This is a genomic window from Thalassotalea sp. G20_0 (assembly GCF_017744175.1).
Lineage (GTDB): Bacteria > Pseudomonadota > Gammaproteobacteria > Pseudomonadales > Endozoicomonadaceae > Endozoicomonas.
On record NZ_JAGHQV010000042.1, the window covers coordinates 31,890 to 48,818 of the forward strand.

Below are 16,929 nucleotides of genomic sequence, written 5' to 3' on the forward strand. Positions count from 1 at the left end.
TCCAATGAACAATGATTTGGCGCAGCAGGCCCTATTGCCAGATGGCCCAGACCGGTGTCAGACTTTCAGGGAGAGAAGGAGGCAATCGACCAATATCAACCCATGGATAGTCCGGGTTATGAAAATCACTGCCCTGTGATGCCATCAGGTTAAACTCCCGGCAATAGCGTGCCATTTGCTCTACCTGACTATGTGGGTGGTTAGAGCCCTGAACCTCCATGGCGTGCCCGCCTGCCAGGGTAAAGTCTTTGATCAGAGCCCGGAGTTTGGTGGCGGTCATCCGGTATTTTCCGGGGTGGGCAAGAACGGCCGTTCCTCCCAGTGCCCGAATCCAGGCAACGCCCTGACTCATCTTAGGCCAGAAGGCTTTAAGGTTGCCAATTTTGCTGTTGTCGAGGTACTTGCGAAACGCAGTATCCATATCATGGCATCGTGCTTCACTGATCAGCCAGCGGGCAAAGTGTGGCCGCCCAATCTGCACGTCGTCCGGTTTCAGCATAAAGCCATAATGGCTGTTTTGCTGTTGTTCAACCGCAACCTCAAGGACGTTTCGGAAAATCTGATCGGCATTCCATTCTGGCAAACGACGGGCCAGCCGTTCGGCTATATGATGTGAGCGTTTTCTGCGGGATTCGCCCTGGGTTTTTATGATCAGCTCCAGATCCTGGTGATCGAGGGAGAAATTCAAACCGACAATATGAATTTCTGCGCCGGACCAGGTAGTGGAGAGTTCAATGCCGGTGATTAATCGAACATCCCCTTCAGGTTGGTGGTCTCTGAGGAAGTAGTGGGCAGCAACAGTGTCATGATCGGTAATGGCCAGAGTATGGACCTGTCGTTCCTGAGCCCGCAGGTAGAGTTCAACTGGGTCAAGAGTTCCATCGGAAGCGGTGGTGTGGCTGTGTAAATCAATGGAAATCAAAATTGCCTCTTACCCTGAAATTCAATTAGTTTATTATGTAGTTAACTACTTATTGCCAGCAGGCTCAAACTCCCTGACCGTTATTCACTAACGTGGTGATAAGTTGGTGCCTCCTATTCTACTCTGATTGGCCAAATATGAAGCAAATAATTGACTTTATTCCTCTGATTCTTTTCTTTGTCGTCTATAAAATGGACCCGAGAACGGTCAGTCTGGGGGCAAATGACTTTGAACTGGGTGGACCGTTCAGCGCAACTCTGGTGTTGATGGTTGCTTCCATTCTGGTGTACGGCAGCCTGTATCTGAAAAACCGTGCGCTGGAGAAAAGCCATGTGGTTACTCTCGCGGCGGTTATGCTGTTTGGGGGCATGACACTGACGTTTCACGATGAAGCTTTTTTGAAGTGGAAAACCCCAATCGTCAACTGGATCTTTGCGGTTGCTTTTCTGGGCAGTCAGTTTATTGGTGAAAAGACCCTGCTGGAACGGATGATGGGACACGCCCTGACACTGCCGGACAATATCTGGCTCAAGATGAACATCAGCTGGGTGATATTTTTTATTCTTCTGGGGGCGGCCAACCTCTTTGTGGCATTTACCTTCCACGATATCTGGGTGGACTTTAAAGTGTTCGGCAGCCTTATTTTAACATTCCTGTTTGTGATTGGTCAGTTTCTGGTGATTTCAAAACATATTCAGACTGAGGAGAAATAAATGCTCTACGCTATTTTCAGTGAAGATGTCGATAATAGCCTGCCATTGCGGATGAAGGCGCGCCCCGCACACCTTGAGCGGCTTCAGCAATTAAAGGACAAAGGGCAGCTGGTGCTGGCTGGTCCCTGTCCTGCCATAGACAGCAATGATCCGGGAGAGGCTGGTTTTACCGGCAGTCTGGTGGTTGCCGAATTTGCCAGTTTAACCGAAGCCCAGGCCTGGGCAGATGCAGATCCCTATATTGAGGCTGGCGTTTATCGACAGGTTATCGTTAAGCCATTTAAAAAAGTTCTGCCGTGATTTGAGATGCTGATACCTGTGAAAATGCAAAAACATTGGCTGGCTGTTCTGTTCGGGTTGTTATGGATCGGACAGGTCTGTGCAGAGACACGATATATCACTGATATTACCTATGTGCCCATGCGCACCGGGCCCGGTAATGAATACCGGATTCTGCACCGTGGACTGAAGACCGGTACTTCACTGGTATTGCTGGAAGAAAATTCCGGCAAGGGCTTCAGTAAAGTGAAACACGGTGATCAGGAAGGTTATGTACCGACACAATATCTGATGACCAACCCACCGGCTTTTCGCCAGTTACCCGCGGCCCTGGATCGGGCCAGTAAAATGGCTGCTGACAATAAAGCGCTGGAAATACGCCTGATGGAACGGGATGGTCAGCTGCAAGAGGTCACCTCCGAGCTCAGCAAGGCGGAGAATAAACTGGATCGCCAGCAGGTGGAGCTGAAACGACTTCAGGATATTTCTGCTGAGCCCCTGGCGATAGATCGTCGTAACCAGCAGCTGGTTGAGGAAAACGAACGGCTGAAAAACCAGTTGCAGGTGCTGCAGGCGGAAAATCGTCAGCTGCTAAGAGACACCAGCCTGCGCTGGTATCTCTTTGGTGGTGGCACAATATTGCTGGGTATTCTGCTTGGTTTGTTCCTGCCGATGTTGAAAATCCGCAAGAAAGAGAGCGCCTGGGTTTAGGGTTTATCTCAGGGTTCATAGAGGTGAGGTTAGAATGAATCTGACCTCCCTCAACGGTCGTTGTGGCCAAGATCTCTTTCAGGGGCAATCACGTCCCTGACTTTCTGTTTAATTTCCTTGGGTTGAGGAAAACCGCCATTCTTTTTCCGTTCCCAGATCTCTTCGCCATTCAGCTTTATAATAAAGATGCCCCCTGTTCCCGGCTTTAACCGAACTTCCCCTATATCAGTACTAAAGGTACTTAGCAGCTCCTGTGCCAGCCAGGCAGAACGTAACAGCCATTGGCATTGACTGCAGTACTCTATCTCAATAACGGGCTTTTCTGTCATGGCTCCCTCGCTTAAAATTCGCCGCTGATTTTTCAACGCTTTATAAGTTGTGGCCTCATCTTCATGGAGAGTGCCCTTTTTATCAAGATTCTTTTATCAAGGTTCTTTTATCAAGAAAGGTACAGTGCATGGATTGGATGGTTGATCCAGCAATTGAAAACTATTGCCAGACGATGACGTCCGGTGAGTCTCCGCTTCTGGCCGAGCTGGCTCAGGCCACGGTGGACAGAACCCGTTACCCCGTTAACCTCTCCGGTCGGCTGGTAGGGCAGACCCTGAAAATGCTGGTTAAGATCAGCCGCAGTAAAACTGTGCTGGAAATTGGTATGTTTACCGGCTACGCAGCGCTATCCATGGCAGAAGGTTTGCCCGATGATGGCGTGGTGTATGCCTGTGAAACCAACCCACGGTCCATCGCCATTGGACAGGAGTTTTTTGACCGCTCTCCCCATGGACATAAAGTCAAAGTGCTCTTTGGCAGGGCGCTGGATACCATCCCGGAATTAACAGCGGAAAAACTGGACCTGGTGTTTCTTGATGCAGACAAGAAGAAGTACCGCGATTATCTGGAACTGGTACTGCCCATGCTGAACCCTCACGGGCTTGTGGTTATTGATGATGCCCTCTGGAAAGGGAAGGTGCTTGACCCTCAGGAGGAGCGTGATCAGGTGATTGCCGATCTGAATCGTTACATTTATCAGCACCCAAACCTTGAGAGTGTGCTGCTGCCCATCCGGCATGGTTTAAATATTGTGCGAAAAGTCTGAACTTCTGCCTTTCTGCCATTTATCCACTATTATCCATTACTGGCCAATGGGTATTTAAAAAGGGGGCGTTCATGATTATCTATGAAGTCAATTGTCTGGTGGATAATGATATTGTGGATGAATTCAGGGCCTGGCTAACGCCACATGTTGATGCCGTGCTGAAGGCCGAAGGGTTTCACAGTGCGGAAATACTGAAGCTGACGGTAGATGATCAGCTGACAGCAAGACCTTATTCAACGGGTTTTTCCATTCGCTATCGAGTGTCTGGGCAGGGTGCGCTGGATCACTACCTGGCACACCTTGCTCCTGCACTTCGCCAGGAAGGCATTGACACGTTTGGTCATCAGTTCACAGCATATCGTCGTGTATTAAAGGAGAACGCCTGATCATCACAACCGGGGATCATTCTTCAAAGCAAGCCAGTTACCTGAGAGCCTGAAAAAGCCTGGCATCAGAACTCATCTCACAGCTGCCAATCACTGTCGAGGGCTATGGAATTTTCCCGAAGCAACAGTAACTCATCCATGACATTGGCTTCGGGGCCAGACTGAAACCAGCAGCCTAAAGCATGGGACATCTTGCTGCCTTCAGAAAAACTCTGCAGACACTCCAGAACCTGTTCCTCATGGATTTCCTGTCCATCTACAGGTTGTTTCGTGATGCAGCAGTGTGCCATGAAGAAGAAATGCAGACGTAAAGTCTGAACTGAACTTCTCAGGGTTTTGATGGATTGCAATACCTGCTCTGCTGACACTCTCTGGTGATTGATTGGCAGCTCATAATACATAGCCATGAATGTCAATACACATTCCAGTCGTAGTTCCTCTTCACCTTTGACCGATACGCTGTTCAGGATTTGCCAGGCCTCTTGCAGCAAACTCCGGGCTTCACCGGTTTCATGGTTCCGCTGAGATTGTTGCAGCCTTAGCATCAGATACCTGGTTTGCCTTGAAGAATGATTACCGGGTACTTCATTAAACGCTGTTAATACTTCCTGGTCATCCGGACAGGCGCTGTCCAATTCTCTGCCATTCAATGCCAGCTGAGCATAAAAAATGGCTTTTTGAAGTAACCAGCCGCCGCATTCACAAGCCTTAACCACCGCATCCGGTATGACCGGCTGGCCATTCAACAGCACGCCCTTCAGGCAGCATTGCGCTTTGAAGCGCGCCAGCTCCAGCACAGCCCCGGTTACCTGATAATCCTTAACTACCGCATCCGGTGAGACCTGCTGACCATTCAAGGTCAGGCCCCTCAGGCAACATTCTTCCTTAAAGCGCACTAATCTCAGTTTGCCCTCGGGGCTGTCCGGGAACCCCCTGGCCACTTCGTCCGTTGTAACCAGCTTGCCATTTAATGTCAGGCCCCTCAGACAACATTCCTCTTTGAAGCGCGCCAGCTCCAGTACTGCTGAAACTGCCTGATAAGCAGAGACCACCGCTTTCGTTGAGACCTGTTGGCCGCCCAATGGCATGCCTCTCAGGCAACATTCCGCTTTAAAGCGCGCCAGCTCCAGTGTCGCTCTGGCTGCCTGAAACCCCTTAACCACCTCTTTCGGGGTAACCTGCTGGCCATTTAATAGCAGCCCCTTCAGGCAGCATTGTTCCTTAAAGCGTGCCAGCTCCAGTGTTGCCCTGACTGACAGATAACCCCTGACCACCTCATTCGATGTAACCTGCTGACCATTCAATGCCATGCCCCTCAGGTAACAGTATTGCTTAAAGCGCGCTATTCCCAGTTTGCCTTCCGGACTATCCGGGAAATCCCTGACCACCTCATCCGGGGTGACCGGCTGGCCATTTAACGCCAGGCCCTTCAGGCAACATTGTTGCTTAAAGCGCGCCAGCTCCAGTGTAGCCCTGGCTGCCTGATAATTCTTAACCACTGCATCCGGTGCGACGGGCTGGCCATTCAATGTCAGGCCCCTCACGCAACATTCCGCTGTAAAGCGTGCCAGCTCCAGTGTTGCCCTGGCTGCCTGATAATCCCTGACCACAGCATCCGGTGAGACCTGCTGGCCGTTCAACGTCAGGCCCTTCAGGCAACATTCCGCTTTGAAGCGTCCCTGCTCCAGTGTTGCATTGACTGCCTGAAACCCCCTTAACACCTCATCCGGGTTGACGAACTGGCCATTCAACACCAGTCGCTTCAGGCAACATTCTGCTTTAAAGCGCGCCTTGCCAAGTTGGCCTTCCCGGCTGTCCGGGAAAGCCTTAACCACCGCATCCGGTATGACCAGCTGACCATTCAACGGCAGCCGCATCAGGCAACAGTGTTGCTTAAAGTGAGCAAGCTCCAGTGTTGCATTGGCTGCATGATAATTCCTGGCCACCATATCTGTTGTGACTTCCCAACCATTCAGTGGCAGCTTCTGCAGGCAACACTCCGCTATGAAGCGCGCTATCCCCAGCCTGCCTTCCGGACTATCCGGGTAACTCTGAACGACCTCGTCCGGTGTGACCGGTTGTCCATTCAGCGCCAGGCCCTTCAGGCAACATTTTTGCTTGAAGCGTGCCAGATCCAGTGTTGCGTTGGCGGTCTGATAATCCTTAACCACGGCATCCGGTGTGACTTGCTTGCCATTCAACAGCAGACCCCTCAGGCAACATTGTTCCTTAAAGCGCGCCAGCTCCAGTGTTGCCATGGCAGCCTGACAACCTCTAACCACTGCCTCCGGGGTGATCCGCCGACCATGCAACGACAACTCCCTCAGGCAACATTCCGATTTGAAGCGTACCAGCTCCAGTGTTGCCCCGGCGGCCTGATAATTCCTGAACACCGCTTCCGTCGTGACCTGCTGGCCATTTAACGGCAGGCGATTCAGGCAACATTCTTCTTTGAACCTTGCTAACCCCAGTTTGCCTTCCGGACTATCCGGGAAATACTTAACCACCATATCCGGCGTGACGTTCTGGCCCTTCACCGGCATGCCCCTGTGGAGACAGTGCTGCATAAAGCGCGCCAAGGCTAATTTGCACTTATTATTTCGATCCGGCTTACGGTTGAATTCTTGAATAACCTGATCCGGGGTAACTTTTCTATTGCCATGGAGAATATTCTGCAAGCACAGTTTTTGCAGGAAGAAGCCAGGTCGAAGGGACGTTGTATCGTTCCCATAGGCGTTAAGCACAACAGCCGTGGTGACTTGACGTCCCTGTAATGGTTGTTTATCCCAAAAGGCATCTTCAACGCATTTACTATCGACATGGAGAGGTGCCGTACTTCTCTGAGACTGATGGTTTGATACTCGTTTACCGTTAAATGCACTTCGGGAGCGGTGAGGAGTCCCGCTTGAAGCAGCTCGTCGATCAACTGATCCCGAAGGGTAGAAAGGTGGTGCTGTTGCTCTCAGAATGAAACCTTTCACGCATGGAATGGAAATTCCGGAATTTGACCTCAAAACAATTAATAGGTTCCATTGATGGTTTCCTTCTATCAATGAAGTCCAGATTCCGCTCAGGGTGAACGGAGATAGTATTCATCAAACTCATTGGAATGTGATGTATCAGCCGAATGAGACAACAGGAAGGCAGGAATGCGCCTTCCTATCGGTTCTCTGCATAAAGTTTGTGCCCTGAAGCTCAATCACTGGGGGGGCGCTCCTACAGGCTCAAAATAACGGTAAAATGTCAGTGATCTGCCATCGCGGATAAAGCTGCTCAGATAGCCCGATTTAAAGACGGGGTAGACCGCCGCCTTGCCAGTGATATACCAGACGGCCATTGATGTTTTTACCGCCAGATACAGCGGCAGCGTTTCACCGGTTGCCTGGAATTCCATAGAACCTGCCGGTTTATTGATCATAACATCCTCTATGGTTGTCAGTCCGACGGTACTGAGTGCCAGCAGTGGAATACGGTCCTGAACTGTCATCCCTCCGGTAGTTACTGCATCCGCATAGGCTTGATCACTGAGCTGTCCCAGCTGATCCAGGGTAATACTGCCCAGACAGGCCATATTACTGCCACGACCCACCGAGACGAAATGACCCACCTGACAGTGATTGAGCATGGCCTGATAGTTTTCCTCCGGGGATGCATTTTGAGTGGTCTTGATCAGACGGTTTTTGATGCCTTCTTCAACCTGGTGAACGGAATACCTGGGAAGCCATTTACCAAAGGGCTGAATGAGCTTCAGGACGAAAGTGGAAGCGTCCATTCCCCTTTCGCCGTCAGGGCCAATGGTTCCTTCGCCAAAGGCAAAGTAACGGTTCTCGTTGTGTTCCGGCGCAACATATTCTGACGGGTATTTTAACAGGGTATTACTCAGCTGGTTCAGATAGTTCTGGTAACTCAGGGGAAGTGGTACTTTTAAAACCTGGTTATCCAGTTTTCCCGCAGGATCAACCGATAATTCCACAGGGGACAGTTGGGCAGAATAAAGCCGTAACTCTGACGATTCTATCTGCCGGGATGCCGGAGGTTGATGGTTTCGCGCAGCGAAAAAGTACCTGCCACTGAGGCTGTATACCGGGGTGCCTAAAGGCAACCGCTGGTTCAGGTCCTGACTTCTGACCCGGCTGGTGACGGTCAGTTTCAGTTGGTGATCAGGATCCCGGGATGAAACGGGAAGTTCACCAGCCAGAGAGTCATCGACAAAGGCGATATGCCTTGCCTTGGTGAATTTAAGGCCAAACTCCGGACGCCACAGGGCTACCCAGCTATCTTCGGCTGACTCCAGGCCGACTGAGTCAATAGTCGTTAACTGACCAAGCACAAAGACCGGGGTGTTTCTCAGAATAAGCGTACTGGATGATTTCTGGTTAGCGGCAACATTGGAAGCCTGAGCCAGATTATTGGTAAAAAATACATCACTGGGGAAAAACTGTGCATCAGCATCAGCGATGGTTATGGCCCGGGCTCCGGGATGAAAGCCCTGAAGGTATTGAGTCTGCTGAATCCGGTCTAAAAGCTGCTGGCGTTCAGCTTCGGTAATCAGATGGCCAGAGGCATCAAAATTATTGCTGATAGCGCCAATGACCACTCTGGCAGCCGTTTGGGTGATGGAGCCGTACTGCTGTTGGTAAGTGGCAAGGGCTTCGTCCACTTTCTGTTTGTTCCAGGGAGCGAGCAGCCACTCCTGCAGATTATTGTCGCCGATTTCCCATCGCACTGTTGTATCCCGGGGGTTGATTCCCTGCATCTCTGCGATGGTATGGACATCCTGCAGCCCTTTAAATACAGCGCCCTGTTGGTCAGCTTCAGGATAAGCGGCGGCGAGTCCGGTTATCCCGCAAAGGAGAGTGAAAATCAGCCATCTTGTTATTGCCATCTGTACTTCCTCAGTGAATCCAGCGTTTCATGAAGCCTCAGACAATATAGACAGATAAATGGGGAAAGGGTTGCAAATGGCGCGGAGAAAGTGACTGCTCCCCGAAATATGGTGAGCAGGGGACCGGTTAAATCGACCAGCTCAGGTCAATATCCCTGGACTGGCCAGAGTGATAGAGCCTGGTTCGGGCTGGCTCGGTGCTGGCAATCAACTTACCCCGGCGGATAGAGTGGGTGACCGAAGCCTGGCGGCGTACCGCATCAAATACGCTCTCGGAGTCCAGCATAATAAGGTTTGCCGGTTTACCAACCGCAATACCGTACTGGTCGTGAATATTCAGGCAGCGGGCGCTGTTGTGGGTAATCAGGTCGATGCCCCGGTTAATCTGGTCAAAGCCGGTAAGCTGGCAGCCGACCAGACCGGTGAACAGCACCAGCAGCATATTGCCGCCCTGCATGGGGAACCACTGATCGACAATGTCGTCCTGACCAAAACAGGCGTTAACCCCGGCTTCCAGCAACTCAGGGATGCGCGTAATACCCCGGCGCTTTGGATAGCTATCCATGCGCCCCTGTAAATTCAGGTTGGTGACCGGGTTGGCAATAAAGTGAATGCCGGAGTTTGTCAGCAGGCGCATCAATTTAACAACATAGGCATTGTTGTAAGAGTGCATGGCCGTGGTATGGCTGGCGGTGACCCGTTGCCCCATGGCACGTTCCAGGGCCAGGGTGGCGACTGTTTCTACAAAGCGTGACTGTTCATCATCAATTTCATCACAGTGGATGTCGATCAGGCGATCGTATTTCTCGGCCAGATCAAACACCGTTTTCAGGGAATCAATGCCGTATTCACGGGTGTATTCAAAATGTGGGATGCCGCCAACGGCTTCTGCCCCGAGCTTCAGGGCCTCTTCCAGCAATTCAGCCCCTTTGGGGAAGGAGGGGATGCCTTCCTGGGGAAAGGCGACCAGCTGAATATCAATCAGCTCCCGCATCTCTTCTCTCAGTTCCAGCAGAGCCTGCAAAGCGGTGAGCGATGGGTCAGTGGTATCCACATGGCTGCGAACGTGCTGAACCCCCTGGGCGATATACCACTCCAGGGCTTTTGCGGCCCGGTTTTTAACATCGTCCCGGGTCAGCGTTTTTTTCCGCTCAGACCAGTTGTGAATGCCTTCGAACAAGGTGCCGCTGCGGTTCCACACCGGCTCTCCGGCGGTCAGAGCGGTGTCCAGATGTACATGTGGGTCGATAAATGGCGGCAGGACCAGCCGTCCATGACCGTCGATGACCTCGACTCCTTCGTTCCGGGCAGTATTTCGGACCGTGGCAGCAGGTGTGATGGCAGTAAACGTGCCATTGTCCATGTCAATATCAAACAGGCCTTCTTGCTGGTGCAGACGGACGTTTTCAAGTCTCATATCGAAGTCTCAGTGTGAGCCATGCGGCCCTGAAAAATGGGCGCTTTCTGGAGCAGGACATGGCTGATAGCCGCCACCACAACACCATTGATGGGGGCAATACCCGGCAACAGGCTTGCGGCGGCAATGCCGGCAACCCAGGCGATCAGTGCTGACGGGTTGATAGTCGCAAAAGATGCTTGTTGATAGTCCGGGTAATGGCCTTTTCTTACCAGAAAGTAATCAGCCAGCAGAATTGCACCGACGGGTGGCAGTGCAGAACTCAACAGGCCCAGCCATCCGACAAAGTGGTTGTAGAGCCACAGGGCAAACAAGGTTCCCAGGGCACCGTTGATCATCACGATCAGGTTTTTGCTCTTGCCGGTAATACTGGCAAAGCCCAGGCCGGAAACGTACAGGGCATTATCGTTGGTGGTCCAGATATTCAGGCCCAGTGTGATCACAGCTGGCAAAATCAAACCCTGCAGGAACATCACCTCGGCGATATCCGCCTGACCGGTCACCATGGAACCGATGGCACCAAAGGTGAACATCAGGCTGTTGCCAAGGAAGAAGGCAATCAGTGTCGCACTGACCGCAATTTTCGGTGTGCGGGCAAAACGGGTAAAATCCGCGGTTAGGGAACCACCACTGATAAACGATCCGATACAGATACTGATGGCGCTGGCAAAGGTAATAGTGGCGGCCGGTTCAATCGCCATCAATGCCGACAGGCCACCGGCGCTCGCCACGGCTTCCCTGACCGAAAAACCGCCCAGCAGGGCAATGGCGGGAACTGCGATAAAACTGAGAATGGTCAGAGCCTTGAAACCGAAAAAAGCGGTGACGGTCATCAGGAATCCTGAGATTAAGACCAGAATCTCCGTGTTAATTCCGGTGGCCTTGTTCACCGGCAGGGCAAACATGGCCACGCCCACACCGAACCAGCCCACCTGGGTAGCGGCCAGCACCAGGGAGGTCAGCTTACCGCCGATTTTACCAAAAGCGTATTCAGAGAGAAGGTGAGTGGAAAGGCCGGTTTTACTGCCCATCCAGGCGAGACCTGACGTGTAGGCACCGAGCAGAAGGTTGCCGATCATCACTGTGATCAGAAAGCTGGAAAAGTCCAGACCTTGTCCCAGGGTTCCGCCGGACCACATGCTGGCTGAGAAGAAGGTAAAACCGACCATGACCACCAAAATGGGGAAGAAGCCTTTACGGGCAGCAGCTGAAACGGGAGCGTGAGCGTAATCCTGGGAATATTCCGACATTGGTCCTCCAATAAAGAAACAGGTTGAGGGCCTGATAGCCGGATATTCATGCTAACAGAACGGTCATTCGAAGTCAGTCAATGATAAACCGAAGCCGATTGCGGAAATTACCTTAGGATGGAACCTGTTGTTAATTGCCTGAATTCCCTTTATGGTTGCACGCGCATTTCTGTTAAATGCACACAATAATAGAAAAAAAAGGAGTCATTACTGTGGAGCACCTGCTGGAAGACTATCCCGTCATCACTGAGATACCCGTAGCCTGGGGGGATATGGATGCCCTTCAGCATGTCAATAATGTCGTGTATTTCCGTTATTTTGAATCAGCCCGGATCGATTATTTCGGCAAAATGCAGATGATGGAAAAAGCGAAAGGCAGTGGCATTGGCCCGGTGATCAGTCATACCCAATGCTTTTATAAGGTTCCGGTTACCTATCCAGACACCTTGCTGGTGGGCTCAAGAGTTCGTGATGTGCAGGAAGACCGTTTTACCATGGAGTATGCGATTTTCAGTAAAAGCCTGAACAGAGTGACCACAACCGGTACCGCAACGGGCGTTATGTTTAACTTCTTGACCAATCGCAAGACCAGTATTCCAGAGGAAGTGAAAGCCCATATTCAGAAAATTGAAGCAGGCGGGATAGCAAGTAGCTAACTTCATCGAACAGGGGCTTTTTTGCTGAAAAGAGCCACTGCTCAGCCTGTTTGGAGTCAGGTCATAGAGATGGCCCGGGTGACGAATATTTTTATCTTCGCAGGGCCTCACAGGTTATGATTCTGGTGTCTTTTTCTGCCATGAGCTGATACCCCGGACCCGACTTTGATCTGCTTTGATGCCCGTTAATGGAAAAGCAATTTTCTGCTTCCAGCTGTCCCGTGGGTTATAGCTGAGGCTTAGTTGCTGAGCAGGGTCAATATTACCGGCAATCTTTTCCCGGTCTTTCAAACGACATAACATCTTCAGGGAATTGATCTCACCATCCCCCTTTATGGTGAATTGTTTGACATCATAGTCTGGAGAGTGGAGTGACTGACTGAATGATTGATTGATAGCACCAGAGAATTGACAGAATATACTTGCAGGGTAAGGGCAAACTGACTCAGCCATGATGGGGTGCTGTGGTCTGGTTACTGCTACCAGGCTGTTCTCCGATCGCAGAGTATGTATTAACTCATTATTTCCGGCGTCATCTGTCCTTTGAATCCTGTCCATAACAAAAGTACTAATACCATCCGGGCATTTAACAGTACCAATGGGCGCTATTAACTCCATATCCCAGTCGATTTTTATGCATCCCCGACTGTTGGTTTTAATTCCTGCTAATTCACAGACCTTATCACAATGGTACATTGCTACGAATTGGAGAATGTCCATGATGTCATGAAAGCTCGAGTAAGTTCTTATGCGGCCATCGGTAAAATAATGTTGTTTCAGTGTGCAAACCCGGGCATCCAGTTCCAGATAAAATTGGTCTTCCATGTTCTGGGTGACTTTTATACCGGCCACGTCGCCCTCAGGAAGCAACTTTGCCACATCAACGACACGTACATTTTTAACTGTCTGTTCCAACTGCCTGACCTGAGCGGCCACTGTTTTATTGATCAGATCGTTATTGATGAGAATGATGGCAGCACGGGATTGTTCAATAAGGCAATTATTCTGGAAAATGCGAATGGACTCATCATCAATGCTTGCCTTTTGATCCCGGCAATAAAACTGGTAAAACAGCGGTGTATCATCGGGCAGTGTTTCCAGCTTATAGCGTTTACCATTAATCGTGATGTCCGTTTGCAGGCGGATATGCCGTTGCATCTCATCAAGCTCGGCTATTGACAACAGCCTCTGTTCCGCCGTATCCAACAGGTTTTCTGGCAATAGGGATACTTCTGGTTGCGGTGTTGTCACTGACATCAGATTTCGTAATGAGTGACAATGTTGCGCAATATACTCACTCAGTGACTTGTTTTGTTTTATTAATGCATTGTCGCTTGCCGCTACCATCGGAGTTACTGGTACAGCCTGGCAGACAGGAGTACCTTTTTTCTGATTATCCCGCTGTTCACCCGAATACGAAAGATTTGCATCCGATTGGCCTGCAAGCGTTACTGTACTGTTATGGTGGTAGCCACTTTGCCCGATGGGGATATCCATTGTATGTACCCGAATGAAAATCAGCAGTGGTTAAAAGGTGTAATTGCTTAATATAAAAATCATATGAAGACAAAAGTGGTTAGTTAGCTGGTACTTGTTTTTAAATAGTCGTATGGCGATAAGTTTGATAAAGCCCGCGCTTGGACAATGATGTTTTTTCAAAGTTCACAGGGCAAATTCAGGGGGGATATTGTCAATGAACTAATGTTACTGGTTCACTGTCTAAACTCACTGTTCAAGCCTTTGCGAGAAAATTCGACTGGCACACACATAAACATACAGAGCAAGGGGCAAAGGGTCAAAATGGATGCGTCAACTGCACTATCAGCGTCAAAGTTATCAGCTCTTGAATGTGAGTTCTGTTCACAATCAAAGGATAATGACTCCGGGTTCTTCTGCCACCGCACAATAAAACAATACCCTCAATGCCGGGCTGAGAATCTGGTTCCTTCGGGCCACAGAAACAAAGGCCCTTTTCTGAAATATGTTCTTGAACCGCTGTCTCGTCTTGAATTCGCTACACCGGGTATGCGGTTTATTTCCGGATTATCGAATTCAATGCCCGAAAGAGTGACTTTCAATGATCAGGGGATAAACCAGTTGAGTTCGGATAATGCTGTTACGTCTCGGGCCGCTGGTGATGAAGAGACAATAACCGACACTGAATATCTGCAATTTTTATCGGAAATCAAGCCTGACCGGGAGCCTGATAGCCATCTGGATAAGCCATTGTCTGACTGGTGTGGCGTTAATGTTGAGAATATCTCAGATGCTATTAAAAAAGCCTGCCAATCAGATCAACTATCAGAGTCACAGAGAGGGTGTATCAGCGAACAGGGTATTTTTGAGCAGCCGTTGCAAGCCAGTGATTTCCAACATAATAAAATACCCGTTTCGGTCAAGGCTGAATTTCACTTAAAGGGGGTGACAGCAACCCATGGAATGAAAGGGGAGGGCGTTAAGCAAGCGGTAACCACAAGGTTTCTCGATATCCTTGGTGCTTCTGATGAATTCTGCCTGCTGCAAACCAACACCCAGCATGCACTGGGTGCCGGTGCCAGTGGTATCAATCCCAAAGATGGTCCTTTGGCGAATACCTATCTGGGAAAAAATGGCCGACCTAAAATTCCCGGTGGTTCCACTTCTGGCGGTGCCGTCGCGGTCAGCAGTGGTCTGGTGCCCATAGCCATCGGCAGTGATGGTGGTGGTTCTGTCCGTATTCCCGCGGGAGCAACGGGCATTGGCGGGGGGATGTGTGGCAAGGCAGAGGTTCGTGCTGAATCGTTTCTTGATCAGACAGGGGGAGCCTATAAAGATAACCCGGAGTCAATGGTTAAGTCAGGAATTTTAGGACTCAAGGTGGTCGATATTGCCAAGGCGTTTCTGGCGGCCAGCAGTGTCAGGCCGGATAAACGCTGTCTGGATTACCAGAAGCTGGGTCTGGCGATTGATCTGGATGCCATGGGCATTGCCAATCCGGCCGTTGCAGAAAAATGTCTACAGGCCATTGGCTGCTGGCAGAGTAAATATGGCAAGGCCAGAAATGTGCAGGAAGTCCATCTTATGGATCTTGAGAATTCTCCAGGGAATGCCAGGTCACTGGCTCTGTCCCATGTGGTACTGTTTGGCTCTGAAGAACTGCAAGCCTTTAATTCATCTGTGTTATCCGATGATCAACGGAGCCAGGCCGATCCGGAACTCAAGCTGAATATGAATTTGGCCAAATCGTTTACTGATCGGATGAAGCGCGTTGCCAGAGAAAACCGTGGGCAATTCAAACAGCACCTTAAATCACTCAAAGATCGGGGCGTTGATGTGATTCTGATGCCCACGATTCCTGAAGTGAGCAGAGATATTATCAGGGGCGAAAAACAATACGGTATGGCGGACTTACGGAGTTCATTGCAGTTGAGTCAGCTCACCAGTCTGGCTAACTTGCTTGATGTGCCCGCAATTACTCTGCCTGTAGGTCATGATAAAGTTCATGGTATGCCCGTCGGGCTGACCCTGATGAGTACTTCGGAAGATGACTGCAACCTTTACCATTTTATGCCGTTGGCAAAAGAGTTTGAAAATGTAACCCGGGAACGTAATGAGCTTAGAATGAAAAAACCGGACATCTATTTTGGTGACTATCTGCACCGGGAAAGTTAGCGGCTGCTGGTATACTGGCTCGTCTTTCTGGCGAGCCAGTAATAGTCGGGTTCAGATTGACAGTTTAAGAAAAACAATGGCAACCAATGTTACCGCTATACCCAGCACTTTGACCGGGTGGAGACTTTCCCCAAACATCATTCTGCCAATAATTGAAGTGGCAATAATACCCAGCGCTCCCCACAGTGCATAGGCAACACTAAGGTCAATGCTTTCCAGTGCAAAGGACAGGAAAACAAAGGCCGCAATCTGAACGACCATCACCATCACGGCAAACCGCTTCCTGGTGAAGCCGTTGGAGAGCTTGGTCAGTACATTGCCAATAATATCGCAGCTGGAAGCGGCAACGACCCAGAAAATAGCAATCAGTTGCAGATGGTCTGACATGGCTGCAGCTCCTTCTCGTTAATCAGTGGCTCTTTATTTTCCCGTCTTTCCGCCAGTTTCTCTCCCAGGTTCATCAGCACCATGCCGGTCAGCAGAGAGGCCATGGCAATGAGTTTATTGGCTGAGAACGTTTCGTTAAAGAAATACCAGGACATCAGGCTGATCAGAAGGAGACCGAGTCCTTCCCACATGGTATAGGCAATGGCCAGGGGGATTTTTCGAACTGCCTGTGACAGGAAAAAATAGGAAATGGAAATCAGGATAGCCATCAATGTATAGCCCATAACAGGGTTGCTTCCTGAAGCCATTTTCATAAAGGAGGTACTGGCCACCTCGGTAATAATGGCCAGAAACAGCATAAACCAGTAATACATAGGGATGCACCCGATCAAGAGATCAAATTAAATAACACTCAGAATGGTGGTTTATTTTTCAGCAAAAAAGACAGGGGGGGACTAGGAGGCTGTCCGAGAATAGCGCCCGTAGCGAGGATGGCAGAAAATTGAGGATAAAAAGTCGGAAATTTTTAGTGAATAGTGGTTCTATTTGCTAAAAATTTCGGACTTTTTAGACCAA

At 50.1% G+C, this 16,929-nt stretch carries 16 protein-coding genes; 7 read left to right on the plus strand and 9 right to left on the minus strand.

From position 1 onward, the window contains the following. Positions 1–31: 31 nt before the first annotated feature. Entirely contained in the window at positions 32–922 is an 891-nt protein-coding gene (locus J7438_RS19820) for a PHP domain-containing protein (RefSeq protein WP_209203406.1), read from the minus strand. Positions 923–1,059: 137 nt separating this feature from the next. Between J7438_RS19820 and J7438_RS19825 the strand changes: the two genes are divergently transcribed. From J7438_RS19825 to J7438_RS19835, 3 genes are read left to right on the plus strand one after another with little or no spacing between them, the layout of a single operon-like run. Then, a complete protein-coding gene (locus J7438_RS19825) occupies positions 1,060–1,635 on the plus strand; it encodes a septation protein A (protein WP_101747779.1) in 576 nt (191 codons plus the stop codon). After that, complete coding sequence (locus J7438_RS19830) at positions 1,636–1,935, plus strand: YciI family protein (RefSeq protein ID WP_209203405.1); 300 nt, start codon at positions 1,636–1,638, stop codon at positions 1,933–1,935. A gap of 24 nt (positions 1,936–1,959) precedes the next feature. Next, positions 1,960–2,625, plus strand: a complete 666-nt coding sequence (locus J7438_RS19835) for a TIGR04211 family SH3 domain-containing protein (RefSeq protein WP_209203404.1) — start codon at positions 1,960–1,962, stop codon at positions 2,623–2,625. A 50-nt stretch (positions 2,626–2,675) separates the two neighbouring features. On the opposite strand, the gene J7438_RS19840 is transcribed toward J7438_RS19835, so the two are convergent. After that, positions 2,676–2,954: an Rdx family protein gene (locus J7438_RS19840; RefSeq protein ID WP_209203403.1), complete on the minus strand. Its 279-nt coding sequence runs from the start codon at positions 2,952–2,954 to the stop codon at positions 2,676–2,678. A 128-nt stretch (positions 2,955–3,082) separates the two neighbouring features. Between J7438_RS19840 and J7438_RS19845 the strand changes: the two genes are divergently transcribed. Together J7438_RS19845 and J7438_RS19850 are read left to right on the plus strand one after the other, a co-directional pair. Then, positions 3,083–3,721, plus strand: a complete 639-nt coding sequence (locus J7438_RS19845; protein ID WP_209203402.1) for an O-methyltransferase — start codon at positions 3,083–3,085, stop codon at positions 3,719–3,721. 71 nt (positions 3,722–3,792) lie between these two features. Next, positions 3,793–4,107, plus strand: a complete 315-nt coding sequence (locus J7438_RS19850) for a DUF4286 family protein (RefSeq protein ID WP_209203401.1) — start codon at positions 3,793–3,795, stop codon at positions 4,105–4,107. 77 nt (positions 4,108–4,184) lie between these two features. On the opposite strand, the gene J7438_RS19855 is transcribed toward J7438_RS19850, so the two are convergent. The 4 genes from J7438_RS19855 to codB all read right to left on the minus strand — a co-directional run bounded on the left by J7438_RS19855 (position 4,185) and on the right by codB (position 11,659). Continuing rightward, the gene (locus J7438_RS19855) at positions 4,185–7,088 is read right to left on the minus strand and encodes a hypothetical protein (RefSeq protein WP_209277924.1); all 2,904 of its coding nucleotides are present in this window, start codon (positions 7,086–7,088) and stop codon (positions 4,185–4,187) included. A gap of 218 nt (positions 7,089–7,306) precedes the next feature. Beyond that, positions 7,307–8,992 carry a hypothetical protein gene (locus J7438_RS19860; protein ID WP_209277925.1) on the minus strand — a complete coding sequence of 562 codons (1,686 nt, stop codon included), beginning with the start codon at positions 8,990–8,992 and terminating at the stop codon, positions 7,307–7,309. A gap of 127 nt (positions 8,993–9,119) precedes the next feature. Further along, positions 9,120–10,409 carry a cytosine deaminase gene (gene codA, locus J7438_RS19865; protein WP_209277926.1) on the minus strand — a complete coding sequence of 430 codons (1,290 nt, stop codon included), beginning with the start codon at positions 10,407–10,409 and terminating at the stop codon, positions 9,120–9,122. Continuing rightward, positions 10,406–11,659, minus strand: a complete 1,254-nt coding sequence (codB, locus tag J7438_RS19870; RefSeq protein ID WP_209277927.1) for a cytosine permease — start codon at positions 11,657–11,659, stop codon at positions 10,406–10,408. Before codB ends, codA begins: the two co-directional genes overlap by 4 nt. 212 nt (positions 11,660–11,871) lie before the next feature. Between codB and J7438_RS19875 the strand changes: the two genes are divergently transcribed. Further along, positions 11,872–12,315, plus strand: a complete 444-nt coding sequence (locus tag J7438_RS19875; protein WP_209203396.1) for an acyl-CoA thioesterase — start codon at positions 11,872–11,874, stop codon at positions 12,313–12,315. 114 nt (positions 12,316–12,429) lie between these two features. Here the strand turns inward: J7438_RS19875 and J7438_RS19880 are convergent, their stop codons facing one another. Beyond that, positions 12,430–13,812 (minus strand): hypothetical protein, encoded by a 1,383-nt coding sequence (locus J7438_RS19880; RefSeq protein WP_209277929.1) that lies wholly within the window; start codon positions 13,810–13,812, stop codon positions 12,430–12,432. Between the two features lie 558 nt (positions 13,813–14,370). On the opposite strand from J7438_RS19880, the gene J7438_RS19885 reads away from it, so the two are divergent. Further along, positions 14,371–15,966 (plus strand): amidase family protein, encoded by a 1,596-nt coding sequence (locus J7438_RS19885; protein ID WP_209277930.1) that lies wholly within the window; start codon positions 14,371–14,373, stop codon positions 15,964–15,966. A gap of 51 nt (positions 15,967–16,017) precedes the next feature. Here J7438_RS19885 and J7438_RS19890 read toward each other — a convergent pair whose 3' ends face one another. Then, on the minus strand, positions 16,018–16,353 hold the full coding sequence (locus J7438_RS19890; RefSeq protein WP_209203393.1) for an SMR family transporter: 336 nt from the start codon (positions 16,351–16,353) through the stop codon (positions 16,018–16,020). Beyond that, positions 16,332–16,727, minus strand: coding sequence for a DMT family transporter (locus J7438_RS19895; RefSeq protein WP_209277931.1), 396 nt, complete (start codon positions 16,725–16,727; stop codon positions 16,332–16,334). Before J7438_RS19895 ends, J7438_RS19890 begins: the two co-directional genes overlap by 22 nt. Between the last annotated feature and the right edge of the window lie 202 nt (positions 16,728–16,929).